Consider the following 272-nt stretch of genomic DNA (forward strand, 5'->3'; position numbering starts at 1 on the left):
GGTAACAGTACCGAGAAATATCGGCACTGTTACCCACCTGGATATTGAAGCTGAGCAGGCGCAAGCGACTGTCTGCCGGCAGGCCTGTGGTTTCCAGGTGGGTAACAGTACCGAGAAATATCGGCACTACCTCACGCGTGGCTGGCAGCACGTGCTGCCCCACAAGGGGCGCACCACAAATCTGCAGAAAATCGGCGACCTGCTCAGCGACTTCGACTTGGTCGCCCTGCAGGAAGCCGACGGCGGCAGCCTGCGCTCCGGCTACATCAATC

General features: G+C 59.6%; 1 protein-coding gene. It reads left to right on the forward strand.

The genetic code is table 11. The annotated features are described in order from the left end of the window. Positions 1 to 272, forward strand: a 272-nt coding sequence (locus tag AC0L3B_RS39510; RefSeq protein ID WP_473383244.1) for a hypothetical protein, incomplete at both ends; no start/stop codon positions are given.

The sequence above is a fragment of the Bradyrhizobium sp. Kon56 genome, from assembly GCF_055807635.1.